Source organism: Pseudomonas sp. Irchel 3E20, assembly GCF_900187645.1.
Lineage (GTDB): Bacteria > Pseudomonadota > Gammaproteobacteria > Pseudomonadales > Pseudomonadaceae > Aquipseudomonas.
Genome location: NZ_FYEE01000034.1, coordinates 1 through 1,416, shown reverse-complemented (window position 1 = coordinate 1,416; position 1,416 = coordinate 1). Strand labels below are relative to the sequence as shown.

1 protein-coding gene is annotated in these 1,416 nt (G+C 64.5%); it reads right to left on the bottom strand.

Translation table 11 applies throughout. The features are described 5' to 3' along the window. Nucleotides 1-1,416 (bottom strand): DUF3274 domain-containing protein (locus CKW13_RS24085; RefSeq protein ID WP_141234027.1); only part of this gene is annotated, 1,416 nt, incomplete at both ends.

Sequence of the window (1,416 nt, the reverse complement as noted above, 5' to 3'; positions counted from 1 at the left end):
TCCACCCGCCAATCCGCCACCGCAATCAGCACCTCACGAATATGCGGATCGTCCAAACATTTTCCCTGCCCCACCGCCACATCCATCGCCGTCACCCAGCGGTGGTTTTCCGGGCTGCGCAACACCGCCGAGTGATAACTGTTGTTGCCCCATTCGTTGGGGTCGACTGCCAGGCGTGCGCGGATTTCGTTGGGGGTTTCTTCGCGTTCGATCAAGAAATAACCGACCGGGCTGAGCATCGGGTTGCCCGACATCTTCTGGCGCAGCACACGGGTCTGGTCGTCCGGCGCCTTGCCCTGGTTCCAGGCGGCCAGCTCTTGGGCCTCGTCCACCCGGGTCGGGCTTTTGCGCAGCTCAACCCATTTGAATTCGGCGTTGCTATTGCCCAACGCGTTGTTCTGCGACACCGCATCCGGTGCGTCGAGGCCCGGTTGGGTCGGGCTGCCGGTGATGGCCTCGCCGCCAAACATCTGCGGCGCATGGGGCGGCACCAGGGCTTCGCCGTTGATGTAGACAGTTTCATTGAGGCCGGTGGTGGCCTGTAATAGCGCTTTGCCGGGATGGTGTTCCGCGGCGTAGCGCTCCCCCCACACCCGCAACGGCACCAGCGCCGGTTCAGCCCCCACGTAGATCGGCCGGCCATCGCGCTGGCGCGTGCTCCACAAGCGCTGATAAAACCCCGCAGGCATGGCGGGCATGACCGGCGTGCCATCGGGCAAGTGCGACGGCACGCCGAAGGTGCCGATACCGCTGACATCGCTCAGGCCCACGGTGGAGTCGTCATGGCTGAAATACAGGTAAACCTTGCCGCGGTTGTCCCGCTCGGGAAACACCAGGGTGCTGTTATCCGGCCCCAGGCGCTGGCCCTGCTGCGGCGACCAATTCGGCCCCGTGCGGCCGCCATAACCGGGCTGGCCGTATTGCATCGCGCTCAGGGGCGGTTGCGGGTGGGGCGTGGCCGTCATGGCCTGGACGATATCGATCAGGGTGGCGAGGGTGTCGCAGCCTTGCGGGGTTTTATCGGGCAACAGGCAATAGGGCGAAGCGACCATGATCGCGCAGTCGGCGCAGCGCTCGCCGCGATCCACCAGCAAGGCCTGCGCCAGCAGGGTTATCAACGTGCCCTGGCTGTGCCCCATGACGGTGATGGTTTCATCCGGGGCCAGGCGACGCGCTTCACTGATAAGCATGGCCAGCCGATGGGCGGCCAGGATGAAATAGCGGCGGTGCGGGTTGGCGCCCATGAACAAGGTGTTGGGCAGCGACAGGTTGGCCGCATGCCGGGTGATTTTGCTGAAGCCCTCGCCGAACATTTCCAGCAGGTTGTTGGTGGCATTGGCGAAAAACCCGCCGCCCTTGGCGAAGTGGCGGTCCAGGCGATTGTCGAAAACGTCCTGATACTGGGTGCGCAGCTGG